Source organism: Peptoniphilus sp. HMSC075B08 (assembly GCF_001815405.1).
GTDB lineage: Bacteria > Bacillota > Clostridia > Tissierellales > Peptoniphilaceae > Peptoniphilus_A > Peptoniphilus_A harei.
This window is the reverse complement of record NZ_KV820433.1, coordinates 54,076-75,497: the sequence shown is the minus strand read 5'-3', so window position 1 is coordinate 75,497 and position 21,422 is coordinate 54,076. Positions and strand designations below refer to the sequence as shown.

14 protein-coding genes are annotated in these 21,422 nt (G+C 34.2%); 3 read left to right on the top strand and 11 right to left on the bottom strand.

Annotation, left to right across the window (positions count from 1 at the left end):
- Nucleotides 1-226: 226 nt before the first annotated feature.
- From nifJ to crcB, 7 genes are all read right to left on the bottom strand, one after another.
- Nucleotides 227-3,763 (bottom strand): pyruvate:ferredoxin (flavodoxin) oxidoreductase, encoded by a 3,537-nt coding sequence (nifJ, locus tag HMPREF3023_RS01840; protein WP_070700159.1) that lies wholly within the window; start codon nucleotides 3,761-3,763, stop codon nucleotides 227-229.
- A gap of 228 nt (nucleotides 3,764-3,991) precedes the next feature.
- Nucleotides 3,992-4,903: an HPr(Ser) kinase/phosphatase gene (hprK, locus tag HMPREF3023_RS01835; protein WP_070700158.1), complete on the bottom strand. Its 912-nt coding sequence runs from the start codon at nucleotides 4,901-4,903 to the stop codon at nucleotides 3,992-3,994.
- Nucleotides 4,893-6,755: an excinuclease ABC subunit UvrC gene (uvrC, locus tag HMPREF3023_RS01830; protein WP_070700157.1), complete on the bottom strand. Its 1,863-nt coding sequence runs from the start codon at nucleotides 6,753-6,755 to the stop codon at nucleotides 4,893-4,895. Before uvrC ends, hprK begins: the two co-directional genes overlap by 11 nt.
- 4 nt (nucleotides 6,756-6,759) lie before the next feature.
- Nucleotides 6,760-8,511, bottom strand: coding sequence for an aminopeptidase P family protein (locus tag HMPREF3023_RS01825; RefSeq protein ID WP_083315486.1), 1,752 nt, complete (start codon nucleotides 8,509-8,511; stop codon nucleotides 6,760-6,762).
- A 99-nt stretch (nucleotides 8,512-8,610) separates the two neighbouring features.
- Nucleotides 8,611-10,683 carry a sensor histidine kinase gene (locus tag HMPREF3023_RS01815; protein ID WP_070700154.1) on the bottom strand — a complete coding sequence of 691 codons (2,073 nt, stop codon included), beginning with the start codon at nucleotides 10,681-10,683 and terminating at the stop codon, nucleotides 8,611-8,613.
- Nucleotides 10,683-11,381: a response regulator transcription factor gene (locus tag HMPREF3023_RS01810; protein WP_005956756.1), complete on the bottom strand. Its 699-nt coding sequence runs from the start codon at nucleotides 11,379-11,381 to the stop codon at nucleotides 10,683-10,685. The genes HMPREF3023_RS01815 and HMPREF3023_RS01810 overlap by 1 nt, the downstream gene beginning before the upstream one ends.
- 83 nt (nucleotides 11,382-11,464) lie before the next feature.
- Nucleotides 11,465-11,827, bottom strand: a complete 363-nt coding sequence (crcB, locus tag HMPREF3023_RS01805) for a fluoride efflux transporter CrcB (RefSeq protein WP_070700153.1) — start codon at nucleotides 11,825-11,827, stop codon at nucleotides 11,465-11,467.
- Between the two features lie 92 nt (nucleotides 11,828-11,919).
- On the opposite strand from crcB, the gene HMPREF3023_RS01800 reads away from it, so the two are divergent.
- Together HMPREF3023_RS01800 and alr are read left to right on the top strand one after the other, a co-directional pair.
- Nucleotides 11,920-13,239, top strand: a complete 1,320-nt coding sequence (locus HMPREF3023_RS01800; RefSeq protein ID WP_236587189.1) for a uracil-xanthine permease family protein — start codon at nucleotides 11,920-11,922, stop codon at nucleotides 13,237-13,239.
- 99 nt (nucleotides 13,240-13,338) lie between these two features.
- Nucleotides 13,339-14,496, top strand: coding sequence for an alanine racemase (gene alr, locus HMPREF3023_RS01795; protein ID WP_070700151.1), 1,158 nt, complete (start codon nucleotides 13,339-13,341; stop codon nucleotides 14,494-14,496).
- Between the two features lie 81 nt (nucleotides 14,497-14,577).
- Here the strand turns inward: alr and spoVG are convergent, their stop codons facing one another.
- The gene (gene spoVG, locus HMPREF3023_RS01790) at nucleotides 14,578-14,901 is read right to left on the bottom strand and encodes a septation regulator SpoVG (RefSeq protein WP_070700150.1); all 324 of its coding nucleotides are present in this window, start codon (nucleotides 14,899-14,901) and stop codon (nucleotides 14,578-14,580) included.
- 161 nt (nucleotides 14,902-15,062) lie between these two features.
- Between spoVG and murC the strand changes: the two genes are divergently transcribed.
- Entirely contained in the window at nucleotides 15,063-16,457 is a 1,395-nt protein-coding gene (gene murC, locus HMPREF3023_RS01785; protein WP_070700149.1) for a UDP-N-acetylmuramate--L-alanine ligase, read from the top strand.
- An 80-nt stretch (nucleotides 16,458-16,537) separates the two neighbouring features.
- On the opposite strand, the gene HMPREF3023_RS01780 is transcribed toward murC, so the two are convergent.
- From HMPREF3023_RS01780 to HMPREF3023_RS01770, 3 genes are all read right to left on the bottom strand, one after another.
- Nucleotides 16,538-18,820, bottom strand: a complete 2,283-nt coding sequence (locus tag HMPREF3023_RS01780; protein ID WP_070700148.1) for a stalk domain-containing protein — start codon at nucleotides 18,818-18,820, stop codon at nucleotides 16,538-16,540.
- A gap of 187 nt (nucleotides 18,821-19,007) precedes the next feature.
- Entirely contained in the window at nucleotides 19,008-20,075 is a 1,068-nt protein-coding gene (locus HMPREF3023_RS01775; RefSeq protein WP_070700147.1) for a pyridoxal-phosphate-dependent aminotransferase family protein, read from the bottom strand.
- A gap of 225 nt (nucleotides 20,076-20,300) precedes the next feature.
- Complete coding sequence (locus tag HMPREF3023_RS01770; protein ID WP_070700146.1) at nucleotides 20,301-21,389, bottom strand: PIN/TRAM domain-containing protein; 1,089 nt, start codon at nucleotides 21,387-21,389, stop codon at nucleotides 20,301-20,303.
- Between the last annotated feature and the right edge of the window lie 33 nt (nucleotides 21,390-21,422).

Here is a 21,422-nt window from a genome sequence, read left to right as displayed (position 1 = left end):
CTTCATAAATAATTATTACTTCATAAATAATTGTGACTTTATAAATATTTTTAACTTAAAGACTGATTACAATTTAGGGAAATTTAATAAGTTTATATCAATTTCTTATTTAACTTAAATCTTATAAGATATATACATTTAAAATTTCAATAAAAAAACTCGCTCAAGTTTCCTCAAGCGAGTTAAATTTATTTATTTATTTAGAAATTATATTATTTGGCAAAAATTATTCTTCGTCTTCTGAAAGTGCTAGGTAACTTGCGTATCTATCCTTAGCATTTTCTTCAGCAACTTCGTAAAGTTTTTCTGCTCTTTCAGGGAATAACTTCTTAAGAGATGTATATCTTACTTCTCCGTCTAAGAAGTCTCTGAATGGTTTAGTAGGTTCTTTAGAGTCTAAGATGAATGGATTCTTTCCTTCTTCTTTAAGTTCAGGGTTGAATCTGTATAGGTGCCAGTAACCTGTTTCAACAGCTTTCTTTTCTTCTTCAATTGAGAAGCCCATACCTACTCTAATACCGTGGTTAATACATGGAGCGTAAGCAATGATTAGTGATGGACCATTGTAAGCTTCTGCTTCCTTAATTGCCTTGTAAGCTTGATTTTTGTCAGCGCCAAGAGCAATTTGAGCTACATATACATAACCGTAAGTTGTTGCCATTAAGCCAAGGTCTTTCTTCTTAGTTAACTTACCAGCTGCTGCGAATTGTGCAATTGCTGCTGTTGGAGTTGCCTTAGAAGCTTGACCACCAGTGTTTGAATAAACTTCAGTATCTAGAACAAGGATGTTAATGTCTTCACCAGATGCAAGAACGTGGTCAACTCCACCGTATCCGATGTCGTAAGCCCATCCGTCTCCACCGATGATCCATTGACTCTTCTTAATTAAGAATTTTTCAAGACCCTTAAGATCTTCAATTATTTCATCAGCCTTGTCGTTGCCGAATTTTTTATCAAGAACTTTTAGTACATTTGCACTTGCTGCCTTAGAAGTCTTGTAGTCATCCATTCCTTCGATCCAAGCATTGAATGCTTCATTAGCTTCTGAGTCAACATTAAGTTCAACAAATTCTTCCATAAGATTTTTAATTCTATTTCTTGTTTGAGTTTGAGAAACAGCCATACCATATCCGTACTCAGCGTTATCTTCGAATAGGGAGTTAGCCCATGATGGTCCATTTCCACATTCATCTGTACAATATGGCATTGATGGTGCTGATCCACCCCAGATTGATGAACAACCTGTTGCGTTAGCAATACTCATTCTATCTCCAAATAATTGTGTAACAAGTTTTACATATGGAGTTTCTCCACAACCTGCACATGCTCCTGAGAATTCAAGATATGGAGTTTGGAATTGAGTGTTCTTGAAGTTGTTTGGCTCAATGTGTTCTTCTTTAGATTTAATATTGTTAGATGCATATTCCCAGTTAGCTGCTTGAACGTCAATTTCCTCTTCGAATGGTGTCATAACAAGTGCTTTTTCTTTTGCTGGACAAACTTGAGCACAGTTACCACAACCTGTACAGTCTAGTGGAGAAATTTGCATTCTGTATTCGTAATCTTCAAGTCCCTTACCTCTAGCCTTAATTGTTTCAAAGCCTTCTGGTGCGTTAGCCTTTTCTTCTTCGTCAGCAAGGAAAGGTCTAATTACTGCGTGAGGACAAACTAATGAACATTGGTTACATTGGATACAGTTTTCGTTCTTCCAGTGAGGAACATTAACTGCAATACCTCTCTTTTCGTAACGGCTTGTGCCTGATGGGAATGTACCGTCAACCATGTCTGTGAAAGTTGATACAGGAAGATCGTTACCTTCTTGTCTGTTCATTGGAATAAGAATGTTGTTGATAAATTCTGGTGCTCCATCGATTTTGAAGTCCTTAGTTGTATCAGCATCTTTCCAAGATTCTTTAACTTCTACTTTGTGTAGAGCATCGATACCTTGATCTACTGCAGCGTAGTTCATGTTTACAATGTCGTCACCCTTAGCGCCGTAATCTTTTACGATAGCTTCTTTAAGAAGTTTAACAGCCTTATCTATTGGAAGTACTTGAGAAAGGTTAAAGAATGCAGCTTGCATTACCATGTTTGTTCTTCCACCAAGTCCAACTTCTGCAGCTATTTTAGTTGCGTTAATTGTGTAGAATTCAATTTCATTATCAGCAATATATTTCTTCATATATCCTGGTAGGTGTTCGTCAAGTTGTTCATCATTCCAAATAGTGTTTAGAAGGAACTTTCCACCCTTCTTAAGTCCTCTTAATAGGTCATAAGAGTAAACATAAGATTGTTTTGAACAAGAAATAAAGTCAGTTTCTGTTAATAGGTAAGTTGATGTAATCTTGTTTTCACCAAATCTTAAGTGAGACATTGTAACCCCACCAGATTTTTTAGAGTCATAGTCAAAGTAACCTTGTGCATACATGTCAGTGTTGTCACCGATAATCTTGATTGCAGATTTGTTTGCACCTACAGTACCGTCAGATCCGAATCCCCAGAACTTACATCTAATAGTTCCTTCAGGTTCAGTTGTGATGTGTTCTTTAATTTCAAGTGATTTGTGAGTTACATCGTCAACGATACCAATTGTGAAGTCATTCTTAGGTTGGTCAGCTTTAAGGTTTTCATAAACTGCAAGAATATCTGTTGGGTTAGTGTCTTTTGAACCTAGACCATAGATACCACCAACGATAAGAGGTCTCTTATCTGATTCGTAGAATGCATCTCTAACGTCAAGGTAAAGTGGTTGTCCTACTGCTCCCTTTTCCTTAGTTCTATCAAGAACTGCAATTCTTTCTACAGTTTCTGGAATTGCTGCCATTAAGTGTTTAATTGAGAAAGGTCTGTAAAGGTGAACTTTAACAAGTCCTGTCTTTTGTCCCTTTGCGTTTAAGTAGTCAACAACTTCTTCGATTGTTTCAGTTACTGAACCCATTGCCACGATAATGTCAGTAGCATCTTTTGCACCGTAGTAGTTGAATAGGTTGTATTCTCTACCAGTTAATTTAGAAATGTCCTTCATGTAACCTTCAGTAATATCAATGATATCAGTGTAGTAGTGGTTTGATGCTTCAATTTCTTGGAAGTAGATATCAGCGTTTTGTGCAGTACCTCTAATTTCTGGTCCATTAGGGTTAAGAGCTCTTTGTTTGAAAGCTTTTACTGCTTCTTTATCTACTAGTTTTTCAAGGTCTTCGTAGTTAAGTACTTCAATTTTTTGAACTTCGTGGGATGTTCTGAATCCATCAAAGAAGTGGATAAATGGTACTCTTCCCTTAATTGATGCTAAGTGAGCAACACCAGCTAAGTCCATAGATTCTTGAACTGAACCTGATGCCAACATAGCAAGTCCTGCAGCTCTAGCTGCCATAACATCTTGGTGGTCTCCAAAGATTGAAAGTGCATGTGATGCTAGTGCTCTAGCAGCAACGTGGAATACACCTGGAAGTAGTTCCCCTGCTATCTTGTACATGTTAGGTAGCATAAGTAATAAACCTTGAGATGCTGTATATGTTGATGTTAGTGATCCAGCTTGTAGTGAACCGTGAACAGCTCCAGCAGCTCCTCCTTCTGATTGTAACTCCTTAACCAATACTTCTTGACCGAAGATGTTCTTTCTTCCGTGAGAAGCCCAAGCATCAATGTGCTCAGCCATTGGTGAAGAAGGTGTTATTGGGTAAATACAAGCAACGTCTGAAAAGGCATAAGCCACGTGAGCAGCTGCTTCATTACCGTCCATTGTTTTAAATGTTTTAGACATATTTGCCTCCTAATTATTAATAATATAAATATTAACTAACCATACTGGTTACATTATAGAACTAAATTTAATAAATTTCAATAATATTATTAATAAAAGTCTTAGAAAGATTTAAAAATAGCGAACTGTGAAAGGCATTCCACTTTACGGAATTCTATTTTTATTTTTATATATAGGTCTACTATTCATAATAATAAATAAACTACTCTCTAATACTTTTATCTTCTCCTACCTTCTATTATTCATTAACCTATTATTTAATGCTTCTGCGGGATTATAACCCAGTTCTTTTTGCTTATAATTCTTTGTTGCAACTTCAATTATAAGTGCAGTGTGCCTGCCAGGCTTAACTGGTATGTCAAATCTTACAACATCAATCCCAAGAATGCTTTGATAATTGTTGTCTAGTCCAAGTCTTTCATATTCTTTTGATTCGTCCCAATCTTCTAAGTTAACAACAACTTCGATTTCTTTTTCTTCCATTACGAAGCCAACGCCAAACATTTTTTGAATATCTATTATGCCAACGCCTCTTATTTCCATAAAATATTTTGTTATTTCTGGCGACTTTCCTATAAGCCTCTTATCTAAATTCTTTATAATAACTGAGTCATCAGAAATTAACCTCGCACCATTGGAGATAAGGTCTAGGGCTGTTTCACTTTTTCCAATCCCACTTCTGCCAGTTATTAAAACTCCTATACCTGAAATATCTAAAAGAACACCATGCATCCTCATAGTTGGTGCAAGCTCATCTTCTACTAGAGAAATTATCTTACTAAAAACTTTGGATGTTGAATCAGGACTCCTAAGAATCGTTACATTGTATTTTTTTGCAAGTTCAATGGCTTGAGGAAAAATTTCAGCATTTCTAGAAACAATTACTGCTGGAATGTCATACTTAAATAACTTTTCTAGGGTTTCATACCTTTTCTTGTCTTCCATAGAATTTATATAGTGCCACTCTTGAGTTCCTATGAGTTGGATCCTGTCCTTAACAAATTTTGAGTAGTAACCATTAAGTTGCAGTCCTGGCCTATTGATATCGCTACTTTCTATTTCAATATCCTTGTAGTCTGTAGATGCGTGAACAAGTTCAAAATTCAATTCATCTACTATATATTTTATTTTAACGCCCATTTTTTCCTCCCCTAAAGTGCTGGTAAATGGAATTTGCACTGGCTTCATTCATGGATTCGACTTCCATTAGTTCTTCTACGCTTGCATTTTTTATCTTATCAATTGATTTAAAATGTTTTAAGAGATTTTCCTTTCTCTTTGGCCCAATCAATTTTATATTGTCAAGCTCTGACTTAAACATAGTCTTGGACCTTAAGTTTCTGTGATAATTTATGGCAAACCTGTGGGCTTCTTCTTGAATTTTATAAATCATCTTGTAAGCTCGAGAATTTATATTTATTTTAAATTCTTCATTATTGTAAATAATCCCACGAGTCTTGTGGAAATCGTCCTTAACAAGTCCACAAATTTCTAAATTTAAACCTAACTTATCTAGGATTTCCTTGGCAGCATTAACCTGGCCCTTGCCACCGTCCATCATAATAAGATCTGGAAAATTTGAAAAAGAAGATGACTTAGAAGATTTTTTCTCTTCTACTCCTCTTTTAAATCTCCTTTCAATTACTTCTTTTAAGCTTGAATAGTCATCAGGTCCAAGGACACTTTTAATTCTAAACTTCCTATAGTCACTTTTTTTTGCATCACCATCTTCAAAGACAACCATGGAACCAACTGATTCAACTCCTGAAATGTTTGAAATGTCATAGGCTTCAATCCTTCTTGGAATTTCATCTAGGTCAAGTAGGTCTTTTATATCTTCAAGAGCCTTCCTATTTGTTTCGGCACGCTTTTTAAACTTGTCTCCATATTTTTCAATCATGTCAAGAGCATTTCTCTTTACCATCCTGACAAGTTCCTTCTTGTTGCCCTTTATTGGAACTACAATGTTCACCTTATTTCCTCTTTTTTCAGTGAGCCAGTCTTCCAAGACTTTTATATCCATGGGTTTTTCTTCTATTATAATTTCCTTTGGAATGTAAGATGCTCCTATATAAAATTGTTTTACGAAAGAAGAAAAAATTTCTTCATAGGAATCATTATAATAGTCCCTAATCATGTAGTGCTCGCGTCCAATAATCTTCCCATTCCTAAAAAAGAAGATTTGAATTAAGACTTCGTCAATACCCTTGGCAAGGGCTATGATGTCTTTATCATCATTTGCCTCAGGATCAGAAATAAGTTGTCTTTCCTTTAGGTATTCAAGATTTTTAATCCTATCGCGTATGTCTGCTGCATTTTCATAATCAAGATTTCTTGAATAGTCCATCATCTTTTCATGAAGCTTATCAACTAAGTTACTGTTTGAAGATGATAAAAAGCTCAAGACTTCATCAACCATTACATTGTAATCTTCATCTTTTACTTCTCCTGTGCAGGGACCTAGGCACTTGCCAATATAGTAATTAAGACAAGGCCTAAAGGGTTTTTCTTCCACATTTTCAAGATTTAAATTACAAGTCCTAAGGGGATAAATCCTCTCAAAGGTTTCAATGGATCCATTTACTGCAAAGACATCAGGATATGGTCCAAAATATTTTGCCCCGTCTTTAGCCACTCTCCTTGTCTTCATAACCCTCGGGAACCTTTCGTTGACCTTGACCTTGATGTAGGGATACTGCTTGTCATCACGGAGTAGGATGTTGTATTTTGGAAGATTATCCTTAATAAGATTGGACTCAAGAACCAGGGACTCAACTTCATTTTCTACTATTATATATTCAAAGTCGTGAATCTTTGATACCATACTGGCAACTTTTTTTGAGGACTTCCCATAGGATCCAAAGTATTGTCTAACTCTTTTTCTAAGAGATTTAGCTTTTCCAACATAGATTATCTCGTCTAATTCATTTTTCATTATATAAACCCCTGGTTTGTCAGGAAGTTTATCAAGCCTTTCTCTTAAATCTAACAATTATCTATACCTCTCTCGTTGCTTCTTTTAAAAATTCTAAAATTTCTCCTTCAAAATATGGACTTAATTTTTCAAAAACTTCTTTGTGATAAGAATTTAAAACTTCCACTTGCCTCTTTGTCAAAAGATTTACATCAATTGCATCAAGTTCAAAGGGACAGAAGGAAATTGTCTTAAACTTATTAAAGACAGAGTCCACAGTTTCACAGTCGTAAACAACCCTCATGATGTTTTCGATTCTAATGCCATGCTTGCCTTCCTTGTAAACTCCTGGTTCATTAGAGACAATCATGCCTTCTTCCATTCTAACTGCAGGGTCTCTTGGAGAAATCCTTTGAGGTCCTTCATGAACTGAAAGGACAAAACCAATTCCATGGCCAGTGCCACACTTGTAATCCATTCTCTCTTGCCAAAGGGCATACCTTGCTATCCCATCAAGGGCTAAGTCATAAGTTCCCTTTAAGAAAACTGCGTCCATGAGGTTGATGTGGCTCTTTAGGGTCAATGTGTAGTCTCTAACCTCTTCTTCACTTAAGTCTCCCATGGCAATTGTCCTTGTTATATCAGTTGTCCCCGAATAATATTGGCCACCTGAATCCACAAGATAAAGTCCCTTGTCTTCTATAATAGATTCATTTTCATCACTTGCGTGATAGTGCATCATGGCAGCATTAGGCCCATAGGCAGAAATTGTGTCAAAGGAATTTGAAATATAAAGTGGGTCTTCTCCACGAAGTCCATCAAGTTTCATAGCAGCCTCATATTCTCCAATTTTGTTTTTTGAATTTTTCTTTAGCCAATAGATATACTTAAAAAGTGCCGCACCGTCCCTAATATAAGTTTCTTCAAGATTTTTTATTTCAACTTCGTTTTTTATAGCCTTTAAGTCTTCTGAAATATTTCTTCCAAAGATAATTTCGTTCTTGTCACAAAGTCCCTTATAAATTCTTTCATTAATAGATGCGGAATCAAGATAAATTTTTTCGTCCTTATAAGTTTTTAAATTGTCATAAAATTCTGAATAATCTTTTATCTCTAGAACCTTAGAAAGTTCTTCTTCAATATTTTTTATCTTAGTCTTGTCTGTAAATAAAAGTACCTTATCTTCTTCAATTATCATAAAGGAAATTAAAACTGGCGTGTCCTTGATGTCCATGCCACGAAGGTTTAGGGTCCAGCCAATGTCAACAAGTGAAGAAACCACTGTCATATTGGCATTTTTCTTTTTTAGAATTTCTCTTATTTCAGAAATTTTTTCTATTGTGGACTTGCCAGCATATTTTATGTCCAATAAGAAGGCATCATCAGATGGGAAGTCATACCTATCTTCCCAAAGGTCTTTTATCAAATCTATGTCAATAATTTTAATATTTTTATTTTGCAATTTCTTTGAGATAGAAGAAAACTCTTGCTGAGAAAAGTATTCTGCATTGAGGCCAAGTGTCATTCCCTCTTTAATATTTTCTGCAATCCACTCATCATAGTTTAGGACACCAGCTTGGCCTTGCTTTTTGAGTTCAAAGCCAAAGTCTTTTATTTCTTTTGCAGCTTGGATGTAATATCTTCCATCAGTCCAAAGGTAGGCCTCATCTCTTGTAACAAGGGCTGTCCCTTGTGAACCAGTAAAACCTGTCAAGAATTCTCTTTCCTTATAATAGTCTGGCAAGTACTCAGACCCATGGGGATCCTTTGATGGCACAAGGTAAAAATCTATATTATTTTCTTCCATTAATTTTCGTATTTTATTTAGAATCACATTATCACTTCCTAAGTCATATATTATCACAAGAGAAAATTTGGGCAAAGAAAAAAGTCCGGTCTCCCGAACTTTCTATTTTTCTACTAAATTATATTTTTAAAATTCAATTGTAACTTTGAATAAGTCTCCGTCGATGTCAATGTCAAAGCTTGCTCCGTGAGCTCTCACAAAGGAAGATGCTATTGATAGACCAAGACCTGATCCTGAAGTTGTCCTTGATTTTTCTCCGCGAGTGAATCTTTCCATAAGTTCCTCTGCAGAAATATTAAGTGGATACTTAGAAATATTTTTTATTGTAAGCTTAACTTTATCGCCATCAATAAGGTCAACATAAACTCTTGAATTTTCTAGGGCATACTTAGAAATATTTGAGAATAAGTTGTCTAAAACTCTTGAAATTTTTTGTCCATCAATATTAAGCATAACTTTTTCTTCAGGAAGATTTGAAATTATCTCAATATTATTTTCCTTAATTTTATCTTCCCACTCACCTATTGACTGTTGAACAAGAGAATTAAAGTCAAGTTCTTGCCTGTCTAGTTCAACGTTATTTGATGTTGCCTTTGAAACTTCAAATAAGTCTTCGATTAAGACCTTGAGCTTGTTGGACTTTTCATTAATTATCCTTGCATACTCCCTGGCTTCCTCTTCTGAATTATCTTCTTTTGAGAGCAAGTCAGAATAATTGAGTATTGAAGTGAGCGGTGTCTTTAGGTCGTGACTCACATTTGTTATAAGTTCTGTCTTTAACCTTTCAGACTTGACTGCATCTTCAATGGCAAGGTCTAAGTTTGATCCAATGTTGTTAAAATTATCAACTATTCCGTCGTAAAGGCCACCGTTTTTTTCAATCTTCTTCTTATAATTTCCTCCAACAATTTCGCTTGCTTCCCTATTAATTCTCGCAACTTGATTAATGTTTTTAAGAATAATAAAGTAAATGAAGCCTGCAAAGATTATCATTGGTATAACTATAGCTTCAGGTGATGCTGCAAACATGCCTGCAAAAAATAGGAAGAGTATAAATACTACAAAACATATGACAAGGTAAACAAGGGTGAATTTCATCTTGGCATTGTTTATTTCCTTACTATCAAATTTGTCTACTCTTGAAAATTCTGCAATGCTTGCCTTAAAGGCCCTATAGATTAAAGCATTTTCTACTAAATAATTTTCTGTATTCTTATTAAAGATTGACTTTAAAAGAATTACAAAATAGTTTGCTGTTAAAGAAACTATCATTAGACCTACAAGGTATAAGGCATAAAATATAAATAAGTTGGTATAAACTTGCCCTCCACTAGAAATCATTAATCCGACCATTGAAAATATGAAAAATAAAACTAAGACAAGTTCTATTGGGAACTTAAAGACTTTTTTAAGTTCTTGGCTTTCGTCGACTTTTTCCATATTCATAAATAGTCCAAGTATTACTGAAAGGACAGCTGCAATTAAGACACTTACTCCAATTTGCACTTGGACTTGGTCCCTAAAGACATCTCTTTCAATTTCTTTAAAAATTTCATCATCTAAAGATAAGTAATAAGCAAACTTTAAACTTTTAATATTATTTTTGCTGTTCAAATCTCTAAAACTGTCATTAAGTTTAGATTTAAAAGACTTGTCTATAAAATTGTAGTCGCTATCCATAAGTCTTTGACTCATTTGCACCTTATCAATCACTATACTATTATTAATTACCGAACCTGTGATTAAGAAGTCATTATCTCTCATTTCAATCTCTAGAGGATCAAACTCATTTTTTTCATATTCATTAGTAAGATAAAATGTTTTATATTCAGATTTTAATTCTGGTTGGTCTATCATCCAATCTTCAAGATAGTCCTTTGGATCAAGTCCCTTGGCCTTTAGATCATCCTTCTTCTTTTGAGCTTCAATTAATCCTGGATCTGTAACAACATTTCCATTTTGGTCAAAATACTTTAGCTTATAGGACTTAACAGCATAGTTAAATGCATTATAGGAGCTATAATTTTCACCGCTAAGAGAAAAGTCTATAGTGGTAGTAATTCTATTATCTGTCATAATTCTTCTATAAGAAGAGTCAGGATCCCTTGAAAATAAAAATCTACCTGCTAAAAGTGAAATAAGTGATAACCCTAAAATTATTAAAGCATAATAGGATAATTTGTAAGAATTTTTTTTCATTATTTTCGCCTCAAATCTTCAAACTTGTATCCAAGACCCCACTGAACCTTTAAGTACATTGGCTTCTTTGGATTTACTTCAATTTTCTCTCTAATTCGTCTAATGTGAACTGTCACAGTCTTTGCCTCCATGGCTGGTTCATTCCAGACACTTTCATAAATTTCTTCAATGGAAAATACCCTGTTGGGATTCTTCATCAAGAGTTCCAAAATTTTAAACTCTATAGAAGTAAGTGCTACTGGCTTGTCCTCTACATAGGCAATTTTTTGCGACAAGTCTAGCTTGATGCTGCCTATCTCAATAAAGTTCCTGTCCTTTTTTAAATCATAGGCATAAAATCTTCTCAAGTTGCTCTTCACTCGAGCAATAAGCTCCATTGGATTGAAGGGCTTTTGAACATAATCATCAGCACCAATGTTGAGTCCAAAAATTTTGTCTGTGTCCTCTGATTTTGCAGATAGGATAATTATTGGGACAAAGGAAACTTCTCTTAACTTAATTATTGCTTCTTCGCCAGAAAGTTTTGGCATCATGAGGTCCATTATAATTAGGTCAATTTTTTCATTTTTAAAAATTTCTAGAGCTTCAAGTCCATCTTCAGCGTAAAAAATTTCAAAATTTTCATTTTTTAGATAAATTCCAATGGACCTTGCGATTTCCTTGTCGTCCTCGGCAATTAAAATATTGTACTTATCCATTACATCCCTCCTTCTGACATTATGATAGCAAATAATAATTACAAAACTTCTTACAAATTCTTACAAAAATCTTAAATCTTATTTCAAAATACTTTTATTACAATTTCTCTTGCGAGATAGATGGCAAATAGTGACAAAATTATGCTGAGGCCTGCATAAAAAAGCCCTGTTCCAAACTTGTTACTCTCTCCCATCTTAAATATCTCAAAGGCAAAAGTTGAAAAGGTAGTGAAGCCTCCACAAAATCCGACCTTTAAAAATAAAACAAGTCTCGAGTCCAAATTATTTTTCTCTGCGTAAAAAGCAATAAGTCCAATTAAAAATGATCCCACTACATTTATAATAAAAGTGCCAAGAGGAAAGTCCCTATTACTTTTTATGGTATTAGATAAAAAATATCTAAGCATAGACCCCAAGGCTCCACCAAGTCCAACAAATATGTACATTTTTTCATCCTTTCTATCCTAGAAATATTGTTAGTTAAAAGTGAATGTGTTAAAATTTACTCAACATTATTATATGAGAAATGAGGTTTATTGTGAAGAAATATTATGGTATGAAACTTGAATATGAAGTTGACGACAAGCCAGATTTTTTGAAATCATCTCTACTTGGTTTTCAAAATATTTTGACAGCCTTTAGTGGAATTATTGCAGTCCCACTTAGTATCGCTGCTATTGCTGGCACAAATGTCGCTGAAACTTCAGTACTTATCTCTGCTGCCCTCCTTGCTTCGGGTATATGTTCCTTTATCCAAACAAGGGGGATTTTTAAGGGCAAGGCCAAGGTTGGTATAGGACTTCCAACTATAATGGGGACAGACTTTGGATTTGTTCCGCCTGCCAATGCTGTTATTAATACTATGGGCGGCGGTCTCGCTGGTTACTTCGGTGCAACAATTATGGGGGCCTTCCTAGAGTTAATCTTGAGCTTTTTTATAAAGCCACTACTTAGATTCTTCCCAGAAGTTGTAACTGGAACTGTAATCACTCTTATTGGTATTACTATGATGCCTGTTGCCTTTGACTGGGTTGGTGGAGGTTATGGTGCAGAAAATTATGGGGACCCACTCTTTATTGGGATAGCCGTCTTTACCTTCCTACTTATAATTTTTATAAATCATTACGGTAGAGGCTTTGCAACAACAGCATCAGTTGTCATTGCCATGACTATCTCCTACATCATTTGTATTCCACTAGACCTTGTTGACTTTTCACAAGTTGCTGCTGCTCCTTGGATAAGACTTCCAAGTTTATTTCCCTTTGGACTTAAATTTGATGTGAAATTTGTTATCCCCTTTATAGCAGGTTATCTTGTTACAATTATAGAAACTGTTGGAGTTATGAAAACTCTTGGTGAAGTTTGCGAAGTTGACCTTGATGACAACGACATAGCTTCTGGTGTAAGAGCAGATGCTATTGGTTCAATGCTCTCTCCTGTCTTTGGTTCAGGTGCAGCCCAAACCTTTAGTCAAAACGTAGGACTTATTCCACTTACAAAGTGTGCGTCAAAAAAAGTTGCAATCTTCTCCTCATTTATTTTAATAATAATGAGTCTTTGTCCAAAATTTGCAACTCTTGTTTCTATTATGCCAACACCAATCCTTGGTGGAGCTGGAATTCTTATGTTTGGAACAATTTTAGGTTCAGGTATGCAGGCCCTATCAAGAGCTAAGTTCTCATCAAAGAATCTAATGATTATTGCTGGTGGCATTGGTGTTGGTATTGGAATCACAATGAGGCCTGACATTGTTGCAAAACTTCCAACTGTTATTGCTGCTCTTTTCTCTTCTGGAATTTCTGGAGGAACTATTGTAGCTGTTATCTTAAACATTTTATTAATAGACAAAGAATATTAATTAAACTGCCTCTTGGCAGTTTTTTTATTTTCAAAAAGTATTTTATATATTTACTGTGATATAATAAAAAAAGTAACTTTTAATCGAAAGGACAATGAGATGAAAGATTTTTTGACAAGACCTGCTTGGATAGAGATAGATCTTGATAAATTTGAAAATAATATGAAGATAATAAAAGACAAGGTTGGAGAAAAAACTGAAATTATGAGTGTAGTGAAAAGCGACGCCTATAGGTTAGGTGCTCTCCCACTATCCCAGGTTTCCCTTGATCTTGGGATAAATTATTACGCAGTGGCAACTCTTTCTGAAGCACTTAGTTTAAGAAGGAGATTTGATGGAGTTAATATTTTCATTTTAGGCTACACTCCTCGCCACCTTTACGAAGAAGCAATTAAAAATCAAATTACCTTAAATATTTACTCCTTAGGAGATGCAAGAGTTTTAAGCGAGATTGCTGGCGAATTAAATGAAAAAGCTACCATACATATTGCCTTTGACTCAGGCATGTCAAGAATTGGTTTTTCTCCCTGCGATGAAGCAAAAGAAGAAATAAAAGAAATTTTCAAACTTGAAAATATAAATGTTGAGGGGATTTTTTCCCATTTTGCAGCCTGTGAAAGTGACCCAGAATTTACTGAAAGACAATTTAGAATCTTCACTTCATTTATTGATGAATTAAATAATCTAGGATGTACTTTTAAGTATAGGCACATTGCAAATTCTCTTTCAGTTCTATTTCACGATGAATACGACCTAGACATGGTAAGACCAGGCATTATTCAATTCGGCTACACTGACAGTGACCACCTTCCAGAGGAGTTTGGTTTAGAAGAAATTATATCTTTGAAGGCTCAAATTTCTTCAATAAGAGAAGTGAAAAAAGGAGAATCTGTAGGTTACGAAAGATTTCATTTCTGTCAAAAAGACACCAAAGTTGTGACCCTTCCCCTTGGCTATGCAGATGCCTTCCCAAGAATACTTTCTGAAAAAATTGAAGTTTTGATTAATGGGAAAAGATGTAAACAAATTGGGCTCATCTGCATGGACCAAATGATGGTCGATGCCACAGGTATTGACTGTAAAATTGGAGACGAAGTTGTCTTAATTGGAAGACAGGGAGATGAAGAGATAAAGGTTCGTGACATCTGTATCCACTCTGGTGATTGTGAAACATCCTTTATCACCCACTTCAACAGGAGACTTCCAAAATATTATTATAAAAATAAAGAACTTGTCCACGTGAGTAAGATGGACTGACAAGGCTATGGTTTCATAGCCTTTTTTATTTGTAAATTAACATTAAAAAAGAGAGCTCTTGGCTCTCTAAATCTTAAAATTCTATTCTTCTATTATTTCTTCTGCTTCAACTTCAATAACTTCAGCTTCATTTTCTTCTTGGTCAAGTTGTTCCTTCACAGAATAATATTCTTTAAATACTACATCTTCAAGTTCTTTCCTCGCTTCAGCGTTAATAGGATGGGCAATGTCTCTGTATTCTCCATTAGGAAGTCTTCTGCTTGGCATTGCTAAAAATAATGATTCTTTTCCTTCTATTATTTTTATGTCATGAAGCACAAATTCGTTATCAAAGGTTACAGATACTATTGCTTTAAGTTTTCCCTCAGTTGGCAATTTACGTAGTCTTACATCAGTTATGTTCATAGAAGTATCACCCTCTCTTTCTTTATCACATTATAACACAAGCAAGCTATATATTGAATATGTTAGTTAAATATTTTCCCTAAATTTGCTTAAAAGAAAGCTTAAAAAATTTTCTCACTTTAGAAAATATGTTATAATTATAAAGAATTGGAGGAAGTAAATTGTTTGAAATTAATATAGATAAAAGTAATTATAAAAATATATTTTTTATTGGAATTGGTGGCATTTCAATGTCTGCTCTTGCAGAATTGATGTTATCCAAGGGCTACAAGGTTTATGGAAGCGACAGGAGCCCTTCTATTAATACTGAAAAGTTAGAAAAAAATGGTGCCAAGGTTTACTACGAACACAAAAAGGAACACATCCATGGCATGGACCTTGTGGTTTTTACTGATGCAATTTCCTTTGACAACGAAGAATACACAGAAGCAGTTAAGCAAAAAATTGATCTTGTTGACCGAGCAAGCTTCCTAGGAGCAGTTATGAAGAACTACAAGAAATCTATTGCTGTTTCAGGAACTCATGGCAAAACTTCTACTACATCAATGCTTACAGAAATTATTAAGGACCTAGAAGTTAATCCAACAATTATGCTTGGTGGCCAACTAAAGGATATTGATGGAAATATAAAAATCGGAGATAAGAATTTATTTTTAACAGAGGCCTGCGAGTACAAGGCAAATATCCTAAAATATTTCCCTACAACAGAAATTATTTTAAATATTGATGAGGATCACCTAGATTACTTTGATAATATAGAACACATAATAAGAACTTTTAAAGGTTATGTTGATAATCTAACAGAAAGTGATTATGTAATCTTAAATATTGATGATGAAAATGTGAAGACCCTCTTGCCAATTGAAAATTGCAATGTCTTTACCTTTGGAATACAAAATCATGCAGATCTTATGGCAAAAAATATTGAATTCAATGAGGAAGGCTTCCCAACTTATGATCTTTACCTGAAAGGCGAAAAGATTGCCCATGTTGAACTCTCAGTTCTTGGTAGACACAATATTTTAAATTCCCTTGCTGCTATTAGTGCCGCCTATATAAATGGAATATCCATTGAAGACTCTCTTGCTGGTTTAAAATCTTATAGAGGCGTTGAGAGAAGGCTTGAGGAAAAGGGATTTTATAAGGGTGCAAGGGTCATGGACGACTATGCCCACCACCCAACTGAAATAAAATCGTCTATTCATGCAATTAAAAATGCTTGTAAGGGCAAACTTTACACAGTTTTCCAACCTCATACCTTTACAAGGACTAGACTCCTGCTTGATGCTTTTGCAAATTCTTTTGATGAATCTGATGTAATTATAATCACAGATATTTATGCAGCACGTGAGAAGGACTATGGTGACATCCACTCAAAGACCTTGAAAAATGCCATTGCCGACCACAGAGACAATGCCTTTTACATTTCTGGTTTCGAAGACATAGTGAAGTTTGTTAAAGAAAATATTTCTAAGGATGACATCTTCGTTACCATGGGAGCAGGCGACGTTTATAAAATTGGCGAAATGCTCTTAAATGAAGAAGACAATAAATAAAATTAGGAACTCGTAGGAGTTCCTTTTTTATTGCTCTTATAATATTTTTCCATAAAAAAATCTCCCCTAAGGGAGATCTTTTAATTTAACAAGTTTTTGTTGTTGTCATTTGTATTTGAAGAATTATTATTTGTTTCTAAGTTATTATTAGAAAGCTCATTATTTTTATTATTTTCATTAGACTTATTGTTTAAATTCTTGTTATTCTTTGAATTAATATTCTCATTAAGAGAATTATTTACTTCAGTCTTTTCATTAAGCTCTTTATTATCTAATTCTTTATTTACTAATTCTTTTTTATCTTCAAAGTAAGAAATTTCAATTTCACGACTTTCGTGGATATAATTTACATTCATTTCTAAGTTTTCTGCAATAAATCTTATTGGAACGTAAGTCCTGTCCCCTTTAATTATTGCAGCTTGGTCAATGGCAATTTCTTTTCCATTAACTGTAATTTTCTTAGAATCAATTGGAAGAAGAAGTTCTCTTCCATGGCTATTTACTGTCACCACTCTCTTATCTCCATCCCACTGAACGTCGCCGCCAATAGCTTCAACTATAAATCTAAGAGGAACAAGAGTCCTTGAGTTAGCAATAAATGGTTTTGCATCCATTTTCTTCTTTTCTCCATTAACTGTGTAGTTAAGGTCATTTATCTTCATCTTTATAAGTCTTGTATTTTCATCATAAAGTGGAAGACTTGCAATTTTATCTCCAAATTTAAGAGTAATCTTTGGATTTTTTCCGTAATCATTAATTTTTATATTAAAATTATTTGGATTTACTTCAGCATTTAAATCTTCAAAGTTTAGCTTTAAAACTCTTGGAGAAATTTTTATTTTTCTTCCTTTGTATTCACCTGTTGCATCAACCTTGATCTCGCTTCCTCTTTTAATGATATTGTTTTTTGTAGAAAGCTTTAAGTTTGTATAACTTGATGGGTCAGCAACATTAATTTCTTTGTTAAAGCCATCTCCCTTGTCAGCCTTAAGATTCACCACAAACTTGCCAGGAGTCATTGGAAGATAAGTTTGGCCATTTAAGATGTTTGCCCCATTTGATGATTCTGTAAGGGTGTAAGTCCTTCCTTTTATATCAATAGGATTTAAAAACTCATCCCAAGCTGATTTTAATTTTAGGTTTAATTGTTCACCAACAATTGTGTCTACATCACTTTCAAATTTTCCATCCGCAATGAGACCAGTGTTCTTACTTGTGTTGTAAACGCCAAGTCCATTGACAACTCTTCTTTCAGCCCCATTTCTCTCAGGGTTTGTCGCCCTAGTCCTATTAAGATCTCCAAGGTTTCTAACAGCCATGGCAGTGGAGCCACCACCGTCAAGATTCATAGCCTTGTCTACTCCAAGGTCTAACATAAATTGTGCAAGTTCACTAATTGTAAGTCCAGATGATCTTTTTGTCCTACCTTCAGCAGTTACAATATAAACTGTCTTACCATCTCGGCTAATTCCAACAGCAGTTCTTGCTCTTACACCGTCAATAGATTTTATGTCTTTTGTATATTTTTTTATTGCTCCATTTTCAACTAGAATGGCATGACCGCCAATCATCATCTTCCAATTTCTGTTAGGCTCAATATTTGTTCTTACTGTAAGCTTATCTCCAACTTTAACATTATCTTGCATAAATTTTTCTGCATTTTCGGAGAATTGTAAAATCTTCTTCCCTTTAGGCACAGCCATATCTAAATTCTTCCTATAAGAAATTTGTTCTACGACATCATTTTCTGATAAAAGTAATTCCCCAGTTGTCTTATCTCCCCTAGTCTTTGAAGTCCAGAAAGAGTCATACATTTGAATTTTTGATTGATGAGAATATTCTTTAGATGGTTGGTACCAATAAATAGTCTTGTTCAGTCCATCTATTGGAAAAGACTTGCCATTAGGCGCCGTTACACTTCCAGCGAACTTTGTAAGATCAATAAAGGCCTTGTTATTGCTATCAATCCCAAAGGACCAAAGGTCTGTTAAGACTGCTGGAGATGATTTTATTTCCCCATTAATAACAGATGGTCCCAGTGGAGCTCCTTGAAGTTTCATTGTGAAGAAGTCACCATTTACAAGGGCAACTGCATTAGTCCTGTTGGCCATTTGTGAAACAGTGGCCTTATTAGTATAAGTACCTCCACCTGCAACAGTGTTGATCTTTACATGGGGATTGTTTAAATCTACCTTTATTACATTTGTCTCTGCACTTCTTTTATTCTTCTTAACCTTGTATTTGTATCTAACAACTCCTGGAGCAATTGGCTCTTGAAAGAGTAGTTGGTTTTCTGCAAACACATTAGAAGTTATAAAAAGTAAAAATAAAATCAATGCAATACTAATTTTTTTCTTATTCATTTTATCTACCTCACTTAATTAAAAATTATAAATCATACTTTCTTCATTCTCAAAGAATACGTGGATTTGTAACAAAAACTTAATTATGAATTATAAAAGACCTAGATAAGGAAGCATCCTCAACTAGGTCTTTATATAAATTAAATATACAATAAAAAATATCCTGTCATCCAGGATATTCTTTAATTTATTTATTTAATATTTCGTCAAAAGTTTTTGTGAATTCTTTTATATCATCTAAGCTTGTATCACCCATGTGGCCAACCCTAAAAGTTTTGCCAGCAAGTTTTCCATATCCATTGGAAATTAAGAATCCCTTGTTCATAAATTCGTGACTTAAAATATCAAATTTTAAATCCTTAGTATTCTTAACACAAGTTATTGTTGGAGAAAGATGGTCCTTGTTACCAAAGATTTCAAAGTTTTCATCTGCCCATTTTTTAAAATATTGGGACATCTCTTCATGTCTCTTAAATCTATTTTCAAGTCCTTCTTCATTAATAATATAGTTAAGTTGATACTCTGCAGCAACCATATTAGAAATTGCTGGAGTTGATGGATATTGGTAATCGTGTTCTTTAACATAATTATACAAAAGAAGTAAGTCTAAGTAGTGACCTCTGTTTTCAACAGTCTTTGCCCTTTCAACAGCTTTCTCAGAAAAAGATGCAAAGCTAAGTCCTGGTACTAGTGAAAGACACTTTTGTGAAGATGTAATAGCAATATCAATTCCATATTTATCTTGATCAATTGGAGCTCCACCAGCAGAACTTACTGTGTCAAGTGCCCAAACAATGTTAGGATACTTGTCAATAACTGGCTTAAGTCCAGCTAGATCATTTAAGATACCAGATGAAGTTTCATTGTGAGTGATTCCTACAAAATCATAGTCATTTTCCTTCAAAGCTTCTTCTAGTTTATTAGGATCAGTTACTTCTCCGTCTTCTGCTCTTAATATATCTGTCTCTATTCCATTTTCAAGTCCAAGTCTTTGCCAAAGGTCCCCAAAAGTTCCTATAGAACATATAAGAGCCCTTTTCTTAGTGCAAGACCTAATAGCACCTTCCATAAGTCCAGTGCCTGATGATGTTGAAACAAGGATTTCTTCCTTTGTTCCAAATATCTTTTGCATATTTATTGAAATTGATTTTTGAACTTCTGATGCTTCCTTAGTTCTATGTCCAATAACAGGTTTTTCAAATTGTTTTAAAACTTCGCTGCGAACAGACACAGGACCGGGTAAAAATAATTTCATTTTTGTTCCCCCTTTTATTACTAACAAATAATAATACAAATCAATTTTACCGTCAAATAAAAATATTTGTAGGCTTGTATATAATATTTTTGTTTTCTACTATCTTAGATTATATTTATACCTCTAAAGTGAAGATCTCAATCATAAGCTTCTTGTGATAATTTAAATTATAAATTTTTGCCAAATAAAAAACTCTGCCCTAAGACAGAGTTTAAAAATTAATTTTTATTTTAGCTTTGCAAAAATCATCTTACCTGCAGAAGTTTGAAGGGCCGATGTAACAACTACATTTACCTTTTCTCCAATTAGGTCCTTACCATTTTCAACAACGATCATAGTGCCGTCGTCAAGATAAGCAAGACCTTGCTTGTGCTCCTTGCCCTCTCTCACAATTAAAATCTCCATTTCTTCTCCAGGAAGGTAAAGGGGCTTAACTGCATTGGCAAGCTCGTTGATATTCAAAACATCTAAGTTTTGCACCCTAGCCACCTTGTTTAAATTAAAATCATTAGTAACAATTTTTCCATTTAATTCTGTGGCAAGTTTTAAAAGTTTTGAATCTACTTCAGGAATTTCTTCTATTTTTCCATTGTAAATTATAACTTCTACATTTTTTAATTCTTGGATTTCTGCAACAGTATCTAGCCCTCTCCTGCCACGATTTCTCTTTAATCCATCAGCAGAATCGGCTATATGTTGTAATTCTTCTAGTACAAAAACGGGAACAACAAGAGGGCCTTCAATAAATCCAGCCTTTGCTATGTCTAGTATCCTTCCATCAATAATGACAGAAGTATCCAAGACTTTTGGAATGCCTGTGTATTCTTTTACTACATCCTTTGGCTTAACATTTCTCTTTGCAGCCAAGGATGTAAGATCCCTAACTTTTTCTGATATAGTGTCCTTGTTTGACATTCCAATAGTAAGACCTAAATAACCAAGCATACCATAGAGTAAAATAGAAATTACTGAACCCACATAGGGAATTGGTATCTTGTAAATAGGTTGTGAAATTAAGAATGCTATTATAAGACCTAATATTAGGCCTACGGCACCAAGTATTACTTCTGTAAAAGATTTTGTTTGGATTTGTCTTTCCCAAATAACTAATAAATCTTCCAAGGCTTTAAAAACCCTTGGAGAAAGTATAAAAAATATAAGTGCAAATAAAAATACAATAACCACAGAAACACCTGTGATAATTTTTTGACTTCCAATACCTCTTACAAAATCAATATCTGATAAAACAGATACAATAAAAATACCTACTAATGCGCCGATTACAGTAAATAGAAACTTAAATATTTTGGACACAATTCTTCGGTTTTTGCTAATAAAAATCCCTCC

Coding starts and splice junctions, on each gene's coding strand:
- HMPREF3023_RS01775 (WP_070700147.1), bottom strand. CDS start 20,075: ATGAAATTATTTTTACCCGGTCCTGTGTCTGTTCGCAGCGAAGTTTTA.
- hprK (WP_070700158.1), bottom strand. CDS start 4,903: ATGGGCGTTAAAATAAAATATATAGTAGATGAATTGAATTTTGAACTT.
- HMPREF3023_RS01815 (WP_070700154.1), bottom strand. CDS start 10,683: ATGAAAAAAAATTCTTACAAATTATCCTATTATGCTTTAATAATTTTA.
- HMPREF3023_RS01810 (WP_005956756.1), bottom strand. CDS start 11,381: ATGGATAAGTACAATATTTTAATTGCCGAGGACGACAAGGAAATCGCA.
- HMPREF3023_RS01780 (WP_070700148.1), bottom strand. CDS start 18,820: ATGAATAAGAAAAAAATTAGTATTGCATTGATTTTATTTTTACTTTTT.
- alr (WP_070700151.1), top strand. CDS start 13,339: ATGAAAGATTTTTTGACAAGACCTGCTTGGATAGAGATAGATCTTGAT.
- spoVG (WP_070700150.1), bottom strand. CDS start 14,901: ATGAACATAACTGATGTAAGACTACGTAAATTGCCAACTGAGGGAAAA.
- crcB (WP_070700153.1), bottom strand. CDS start 11,827: ATGTACATATTTGTTGGACTTGGTGGAGCCTTGGGGTCTATGCTTAGA.
- nifJ (WP_070700159.1), bottom strand. CDS start 3,763: ATGTCTAAAACATTTAAAACAATGGACGGTAATGAAGCAGCTGCTCAC.